Genomic DNA, 7,404 nt, shown 5'->3' with positions numbered 1-7,404 from the left:
GCTACGGAAGTAGTCGAACGCGAGCGCGCTCACCAGCGACGTCAGCACCGCCAGCCCGAACCCCCACGCCGTGGAGACCACCAAAACGCCAAGCAGGAAGATGACACCGAAGGCCATTCCCGCGACGAGATGCTTGAGCAGGAGCACCAGAATTGTCTCCGCGACGACGAAGGACGCCGCGACGACCAACCCAAGCGACATCGGCGGAGTCGCTGAGCGCAATAGCCACGACAAGAATCGAGCGCGCATCGGTGTTGGACCCTGGTCCGGCGCGACGGTCACCGCTTTGATCACTAGCTTCGACCTTCTCAAATCGTGGTTCCGACGAGTTGACCCACGCCATAGGTCACCAGCATTGCGAGGGCTCCCCCGAACACCACGCGAAGGACCGCCCGACTCTTGCGGGCACCGCCCAAGATGGCGCTGACCGTCCCGGTCAGCGCGAGCGCCATCAATACGGCGACGAACGCCACCGGGACACGCGTTCCGACTGCGGGCAACAGGATCGCTGCGAGCGGGATGATGGCGCCCAACGTGAAGGCCGCCGCGGACGACACGCCGGCCTGCCAGGGGTTGGACAGGTCGGCGGGGTCGATGCCGAGTTCCACGTCGACATGCGCGCCGAAGGCGTCGTGTTCGGTGAGCTCCTCGGCCACCTGTCGGGCGGTCCGTGCGCTCAGACCCTTCGCCTCGTAGAGCCCGGCCAATTCCTCGAGTTCAGCTTCTGGCATCTCGGCGAGCTCTTCGCGCTCTTTCTGCATCAACGCCCGCTGGGTGTCTCGTTGCGCGCTGACCGAGACGTACTCGCCGAGCGCCATCGAGACCGCACCCGCGACCAGGCCGGCCAGTCCGGCGGTGAAGATCACTGGCCTGGCGGTCGTGGCGGCGGCCACACCCACCACGATGCCCGCGGTGGACACGATTCCATCGTTGGCCCCGAGGACCCCGGCGCGTAACCAGTTCAATCGGTTGGTGAGGCTGGGAGCATGCGGTTCATTCGCGGCATGCGGTGCCACGATCTGCGATTCAGCGTCTTCGGAAGTCGTCATGTGGCGCTCGACGTCAGGTTCGTGCCGCGCGACAGATGGGCCGCCACGGCCTGGGTAACGACGGCGGCGACGTCGTCGTCGCCGTAGCCTTCGACGATTGCCTCACGCCAGCGTGGCAACAACGCATCGGTGAGGGCGAGTTCCGCCCCATTCCGGCGAGCGGCGCTCGTGGCAAGTTCGGCGTCCTTCACCGCGTGCCGTAGTGGGAATCCGGGGACGAAGTCCTCGTCGAGCATCGCGGTGCCCTTCGTCGTCGCGTACGGCGCTGCCAACGGCCCCCCGGCGATGCTCTCCAGGAACTGACGCGGCTCCAAGCCGAGGGCCTGGCTGAACGTCAGTGTCTCGGACATCGCCTCGACGAGGACAACCAGCCAGTTATTGAGCGCGAGTTTGAGCCGGCTGCCGTCGCCGACGCGATCCAGCCACACCGTGCGGCGTCCGAGGACGTCGAAGATCGGCTCGACGCGCGGCCGCACCTGGCCCGCGCCTCCAGCAAGGATTTCGAGCTCGCCTCTGCCGGCCGGCTCGGAACTACCGGACACCGGAGCGTCGACGAACGCGACGCCGTGCAGGTCGGCGAGATCAGCGAGCCGGGCCGTCCATTCGACACCGACCGTGCTCATCTGAATCCATATCGAGCCAGAACGAAGCATCGACAGCGCACCGTCGGACCCGGTCATCACGTCCTCGATGGTGGCCCCGTCGGTCAGCATGGTGATCAGCACGTCGGCGCCACTCGCCGCTTCCGCAGGGTGGGAGCCGAGCCGCGCACCGTCGTCCACCAACTCGGCGGCCTTGTCCGGGGTCCGGTTCCACACTCGAACCCCAAACCCCGCACGAAGCAGGTTGCGGGCGATCGGAGCACCCATCGCCCCGATGCCCAACACCGCAACCGTCTGGGCAGGCTTGGTCATTGCACACCCTCGGGGGTCGGTCCGGCCACCGGCGTGGCGGAAGTCATGATCCTGTCGATGTCGTCGAGGTCCTCGTCGGTCAGGGACACCTCCGCGGCGAGAAGGCTGTCCTCGACGTGGCTCGATTGTCGGGCGGCGACGATGGCGCCGCTGAAAAGTCCACTCGCGCTGCGCCAATCATGGTCTACGAATGCGGTGTTCTGCGCGGCGTCGTAGTCGGACACGCCGACGTGGCGGACCTTGCCGTCTGTGACCGGTTCGCCCAGTGCGCCCGCCGTGTCGGCGGCCGGGACGGTCGGGTCCGGCCAATGCGCCTGGTAGAGGTCGATGTGATCGATGCCCAGTGCCGTCAGGCTGGCATCCACGCCGCGCCGCAGCCATGCCGGACTCGCATCACGTACAAGACCGGAATCTGTCTGGCGCAGAACGCCTTTAGTGGCAATGACGAGTTCGCCCCGCGCACTGGTGAGCTCGTCGCGAACTGCTTTGCCGAGGATGTGCTCGGATGTGCCGAAACCGTAGGCCTGGGCCGTGTCGAAGAAGTTGACGCCCAATTCGCGGGCGCGGTGGATCGCGGTGATGGCGGCGTCCTCTTCGAAATGACCCCATTCGCCGCCGAGCTGCCAGGTGCCGAAGGCCATGCGGGTAACATTGAGCCCCGTTGGCCCCAAAGTAGTGGTCTTAATGTCGCTCTCCAAATCGCTTGAGCACAGTCGTGTCCGGGGTTGCCCACTAGCCACCATGGCGCGCCGGTGCAGCCCTGTCGCCACCGCTGACACCAATCGCCGGTCCCTGCTAGCTGGACTTTGTGTCTGCGCGCCACCTGCAAATGCCCTGGTGTGCGGGCATCGGCAGCGCCAAGGGACGGCACCGCGTGCGTCGTTACGACAGAGTTCCAGCTAGTGGGAATGCGCACTGGCGCCGCGTACTGCCAAGCTGAACTCATGTTCTTGAGAGGTACACGATGCGCTGCGTAATCGTGGATGACAGCGCAGATTTCGTCGATGCCGCACGCCGTCTGCTCGAGCACGACGGCGTCACGGTCGTCGGCGCGGCGTCGACCAGCGCTGAGGCCCTTCGATGCTTCGAGGAGTTGCGACCCGACGTCATACTCGTCGACGTGAACCTCGGGGGGGAGAGCGGCTTCGAACTCGCCGAACAACTCCACCGATCCGGGCTGCCGACATCCCCGCTGGTGATACTGATCTCCACCCATGCCGAGCAGGACTTTGCCGACATGATCGCGACCAGCCCGGCCATCGGGTTCGTGGCCAAGATCAACTTGACGCCGGATGCGATCCGCGATCTCGTCGACGGCGGTGGCGACCCTCGAGTAGGGTGACCACCACTGAGACTTGGCAGTCGTCGTCGGTGTCTGGCTGTCCTCAACTGGGCCAGGATGTCGTCGACAGGCGTTCGAACACCGCGCTCGATGGCCCAGATCTGCTGCGCGGTAAAGGTATTGGGCCGAGCTCCGGCGAATTACCCTCGAAAAAGTACACCGCCGTGAGCATCAACTTAACTACATCGCGCCGCTGCTGGCAGCAGGAGCGGCCGAGACCGCGATCGTCGCAGCACTGATGGCTGCCGCCGCAGATCCGGGTCCCTGCAGCACTGGCACGCCGAGTACCACTTGAGTGACATCCGGCAATGCGCAGGTCAAGCCACCATCCACACCGTCCACGGCGACGTCGACGCCGCCGACCCCTCCAGTGCGGACCTGCTGCACGTCATCGTTGACGACATGGAAAGGGCTGCGTGGATGCTCAAATCGGAGAACCGCAAGATTTGACGATGCCCCGTGCCGAGCGCCGCGGCGGACGATCGAAGGAGCTCGTCAGCGGGCCTCGAGGAAGGTGATGACCGCGAGGACGCGGCGGTGGTCGTTGCCGGTCTCTGGAAGATGCAATTTGCCGAGGATGCTGCGGATATGTTTTTCCACAGTGCCCTCGGTGACCCAGATCCGATGGGCGATACCGGCGTTGGACCGACCCTCCGCCATCAAAGCCAGCACGTCCCGTTCCCGCGCGCTGAGCACGGCGAGTGGGTCATCACGCCGGCGGACCGACACCAACTCGCTTACCAGAGCCGGGTCCACCACCGACGCCCCCTTCGCGATCCGCTCCAGCGTGTCAACGAAGTCCGCCACGTCGGTGACCCGACTTTTGAGCAGGTAACCGATGCTGTGCTCACTTGCCAGCAGTTCCATCGCATGTTCGACATCGACGTGCGCCGAAAACACCAGAATGCCTATGCCGGCCTGCTCTTCAAGGATCGCTCGGGCTGTGTCGAGCCCCTCGGTGGTATGGGTCGGCGGCATCCGAATGTCCGTCACCACCAGCTCAGGGTTCTGGTCACGCACCATCGCGAGCAGTTGCACACCATCACCGGCCTGCCCGACGACGTCGAATCCCGATCGGTCCAACAGGCTGGCCAGCCCCTCACGAAGCAACACATCATCCTCGGCCAACACCACCCGTAACCGATCATCGGGCGACTCGACTAATGGAGCTGAGGACGCGGAGGAGTTCGACACCCTCGGCGCACCCGAAGACCATACATCTGGTTGATCGGATTGCCGGAGGGCGAGGCCCTGCGCGGACTGGCCTTCGGTCATCGGCCGCTCCTAGTTCGTGGTTGGAGACTGACGTTGAGTCGGTAGATACAGCGTGGTGTAGGACGCCGAAAGCCACATCACTGCCAGCGTCCGTCGAGCTCTACCGGTATCGGTACCCCTGGACTACCTGCTGGCCGGTAGTCACCGTGACACCACCTCCACCGGGGTGAAACGGGGCGGATGTCCCGCCACGTGGGATTCGAGCCACGCCGACCGTCGCGCGCGCTGCCATCGATCGATCACGTTGGCATAGCCCGGAACGATGCGATGACGACTCGCCACTTCGGCCAGCTGCCGAGGACTGAATCGGATATCGACCGGCACGCTGACGCCGCAGCCGACCTCCTCATCGGTGGCCTGTCATTGCAAGCACGTTGATGGACTGATTTCGGCTATATGGCGTCAGGGTTCACTATTCGTGGACGGCGTGGTCACCGCCATCTTTGGCGACCGGCGCGGTGAGAAGGTGGTGGTCGGCAACGACCTTTTCCAGCGCAGCCACCCAGTGGTCGTAGTACTGCCAGTCGCCCCGTCCGGCGCCCGGCGCGCCCTCCCAATCCTCGATGCCCCGAATCAGGTTCTGCCGGAAGTCTTCCCAGTCGTAGTGACCGAACTCCGCCAGCGCCAGCGCCAGCCCGAATGCCCGCCGCTGCCATTCGTGGTCGAACTGCGGGGCGGCCTGATCGGTCGTGCAGGTTTCGTGCAACCGCATCCTCGCGTCGCTGGTCATGTCGCCGGCCCTGCCAGCGCAACGCCCATCATCGCTTCGGTGCTAACCAAGTCCATCAGCATCTCAACCGTGAAATCCTCCGTGCCAGCAGGCCGTTCGGGTATCACGAACCACCGTGACGTGCCACTGGCATCCCATACCCTGATCTCGGTGTCCTCGGGTAGGTCGACGCCGACCTCGGTGAGCACCTTGCGTGGCTCACGGGCTGCCCGCGCCCGGAAGACCGGGTCCTTGTACCAATACGGCGGCAGCCCGAGCACCGGCCAGGGGAAGCACGAGCACAGCGTGCAGATCACCAGGTTGTGCACACCAGGGCCGTTGGCCACCGCCCGCAGGTGTTCACCCTCGGCACCGGCCATCCCCTGGGGCAGGTCCAGTTCGGCGATCGCGGCTGGGGTGTCGGCGACGACGCGTCGCGCGAATCCGGGATCAGTCCACGCCGTGACGACGATCTTCTTGCCGTTCAGCGGCGTCATCTCCGACTCGAAGTAAGCGAGCACCTTGTCCACCGTCTGCCCGGTGATGACACCCTTCTCGATCAGCAACGACTCCAGCGCCGCGACCTTCGCCGCGCTGGAGTCCTCACGATCGGGCGGATAAGCGAACTGGCCAGTCACGGTGTCTCCTCCAGCCCTTGAAGGTATGCCTCGAAGAGTTCGGCGTAGACGGTCATCGGACCTGCTTCAGCGCGCTCCCCCCACAACTCGTCCGGGCCGAACGCGACGACATAGACCGGCATCGGATCCCCGATGCCGTCACCGGTGTGGCAGAAATATGCGTAATCACCCTCGAGCGCCCGATCCACCGTACCGACCCTGCCGCGCAGATACCCGGGCAGTCGGGTGTGCGCCGCCGCAGGGACGTTGGCGATGCGCACCCGAGCGCCGACGGCGAACTTGGGGTGCGCCACGTCACGCCGTGGGCTCTCGCCCTTCCGCAGGTACTCCTGCACCTGGTCGTCGATCGCGGGGTCACCGGCCGCCGCCTCCGGCGGCGCGGTCAGTTCCGCTGCCCGCGAAGCCAATTCGTGCTCGCTGAGATACCCCTTGCCGATGAGGAAGTCCGTGATCCCCCCGAGCCACTTCTCGTAGTAACGGAACTTGAAGTAGTCCAGCGGGTCCAAGGCCTCCGCGCCGGTACGCAGGTCGGCCCAGGTCCATGCGTCGTGGAAGGCGGACGCCACGTCGGCCATCGGATAGGGGGGTCGTGCGGAACCGAGGTGACTACTCAGCCCCATCATCGCGACGTGGATGCCGAATATCCGCATCTCCCACTCCTCGACGAACACGCGCTTCTCGAGGCTCAGCGGCTCCGGGAATCCCTCGAGCCCGCCGAGAAAATGCTGAAGCTTCATGACGCCAGACTGCCTTCCACCGTCATCTGGTGTTTCGTGGGCGGCACCCGGGTCGGGGACTCGACCACCTGTTTAGGACATTAGTCCGAACGAGGCGAGCGTCAAGAGCGTCCTGGGCGAACACCGAGAACGAGTGGCGGCTGTGATGCCGCTATCCAGGTGCCCGTCGACCTGCCCGTCAGACCGAAGCGAACTTCGTCCTGAATGTGATCACCGGCTGACCACCACCCGTTGTGCCGGTCGTAGCTGGTGGTTGTGCGCGGTTCCACCAGCCACGACGAAGTCTTGACGATTCGGTGGATTCGGTGCACACCTTGGTACGGATCAGTCGACGATCTTCACCCCGGCAATCGAGTTGCCACCGTCAATCACCAACGTGGTGCCGGTGACGTACGAAGCGCCCGGTGCGGCGAGGAAGGCGATGCCTGCGGCGACCTCGGCGGCACTTGCTGACCGGCCCACCGGAGTAGCCTCGCCCGCGGCAACCTCGGACGGGAGCTGGGCTGCCGTGGCAATCCAGCCGGGCAGCACGACGTTGGCCGTCACGCCGTCTGCGGCGAAGTCGACCGCGACCGACCGCGTCATTCCCAGCATTGCCGCCTTAGCGGTGTGGTAGCCGACATCACCGGTGTATGCGGTGAGAACGCCTGCCGTGGAGGCCACATTGATGATGCGGCCGTACCCGCGCTCGACCATCCCAGGCAACGCGCCCCGGGTGACAAAGAAAGCACTGTCGACAT

General features: G+C 65.2%; 10 protein-coding genes and 1 pseudogene. 2 read left to right on the top strand and 9 right to left on the bottom strand.

From position 1 onward, the window contains the following. The 4 genes from QOI01_RS26735 to QOI01_RS26720 all read right to left on the bottom strand — a co-directional run. Positions 1–201 (bottom strand): DUF4118 domain-containing protein (locus QOI01_RS26735; protein ID WP_526386180.1); only part of this gene is annotated, 201 nt, incomplete at its 3' end. Between the two features lie 107 nt (positions 202–308). Beyond that, positions 309–1,049 (bottom strand): VIT1/CCC1 transporter family protein, encoded by a 741-nt coding sequence (locus QOI01_RS26730; protein ID WP_526386179.1) that lies wholly within the window; start codon positions 1,047–1,049, stop codon positions 309–311. Beyond that, on the bottom strand, positions 1,046–1,963 hold the full coding sequence (locus QOI01_RS26725; protein WP_526386178.1) for an NAD(P)-dependent oxidoreductase: 918 nt from the start codon (positions 1,961–1,963) through the stop codon (positions 1,046–1,048). The genes QOI01_RS26730 and QOI01_RS26725 overlap by 4 nt, the downstream gene beginning before the upstream one ends. Further along, positions 1,960–2,649 carry an aldo/keto reductase gene (locus QOI01_RS26720; protein ID WP_526386182.1) on the bottom strand — a complete coding sequence of 230 codons (690 nt, stop codon included), beginning with the start codon at positions 2,647–2,649 and terminating at the stop codon, positions 1,960–1,962. Before QOI01_RS26720 ends, QOI01_RS26725 begins: the two co-directional genes overlap by 4 nt. A gap of 278 nt (positions 2,650–2,927) precedes the next feature. Between QOI01_RS26720 and QOI01_RS26715 the strand changes: the two genes are divergently transcribed. Then, a complete protein-coding gene (locus QOI01_RS26715; RefSeq protein ID WP_526386177.1) occupies positions 2,928–3,305 on the top strand; it encodes a LytR/AlgR family response regulator transcription factor in 378 nt (125 codons plus the stop codon). 324 nt (positions 3,306–3,629) lie between these two features. Continuing rightward, a pseudogene (locus QOI01_RS26710) lies at positions 3,630–3,755 on the top strand (DNA starvation/stationary phase protection protein); the annotation flags it as partial. A 45-nt stretch (positions 3,756–3,800) separates the two neighbouring features. Here QOI01_RS26710 and QOI01_RS26705 read toward each other — a convergent pair. The 5 genes from QOI01_RS26705 to QOI01_RS26685 all read right to left on the bottom strand — a co-directional run. Then, positions 3,801–4,580 (bottom strand): response regulator, encoded by a 780-nt coding sequence (locus QOI01_RS26705; protein WP_526386176.1) that lies wholly within the window; start codon positions 4,578–4,580, stop codon positions 3,801–3,803. Positions 4,581–4,992: 412 nt separating this feature from the next. Further along, entirely contained in the window at positions 4,993–5,292 is a 300-nt protein-coding gene (locus QOI01_RS26700) for a nitrile hydratase accessory protein (protein ID WP_526386181.1), read from the bottom strand. 14 nt (positions 5,293–5,306) lie between these two features. Further along, positions 5,307–5,927 carry a nitrile hydratase subunit alpha gene (gene nthA / locus QOI01_RS26695; RefSeq protein WP_526386175.1) on the bottom strand — a complete coding sequence of 207 codons (621 nt, stop codon included), beginning with the start codon at positions 5,925–5,927 and terminating at the stop codon, positions 5,307–5,309. After that, complete coding sequence (gene nthB / locus QOI01_RS26690; protein WP_526386174.1) at positions 5,924–6,664, bottom strand: nitrile hydratase subunit beta; 741 nt, start codon at positions 6,662–6,664, stop codon at positions 5,924–5,926. Before nthB ends, nthA begins: the two co-directional genes overlap by 4 nt. A 324-nt stretch (positions 6,665–6,988) precedes the next feature. Beyond that, a partial coding sequence (locus QOI01_RS26685) for an SDR family NAD(P)-dependent oxidoreductase (RefSeq protein WP_526386173.1) occupies positions 6,989–7,404 on the bottom strand: 416 nt, incomplete at its 5' end.

Origin of the sequence: Mycobacterium sp., from assembly GCF_032162605.1 — a bacterium.
GTDB lineage: Bacteria > Actinomycetota > Actinomycetes > Mycobacteriales > Mycobacteriaceae > Mycobacterium.
Note: the sequence above shows the minus strand (reverse complement) of the source record. Positions and strands in the feature narration are given on the sequence as shown.

Bases quoted from the DNA above. Each gene is read 5' to 3' on its own strand.
- QOI01_RS26730 (WP_526386179.1), bottom strand. From the start codon at position 1,049: ATGACGACTTCCGAAGACGCTGAATCGCAGATCGTGGCACCGCATGCC.
- QOI01_RS26725 (WP_526386178.1), bottom strand. From the start codon at position 1,963: ATGACCAAGCCTGCCCAGACGGTTGCGGTGTTGGGCATCGGGGCGATG.
- QOI01_RS26715 (WP_526386177.1), top strand. From the start codon at position 2,928: ATGCGCTGCGTAATCGTGGATGACAGCGCAGATTTCGTCGATGCCGCA.
- QOI01_RS26705 (WP_526386176.1), bottom strand. From the start codon at position 4,580: ATGACCGAAGGCCAGTCCGCGCAGGGCCTCGCCCTCCGGCAATCCGAT.
- QOI01_RS26700 (WP_526386181.1), bottom strand. From the start codon at position 5,292: ATGCGGTTGCACGAAACCTGCACGACCGATCAGGCCGCCCCGCAGTTC.
- nthB (WP_526386174.1), bottom strand. From the start codon at position 6,664: ATGAAGCTTCAGCATTTTCTCGGCGGGCTCGAGGGATTCCCGGAGCCG.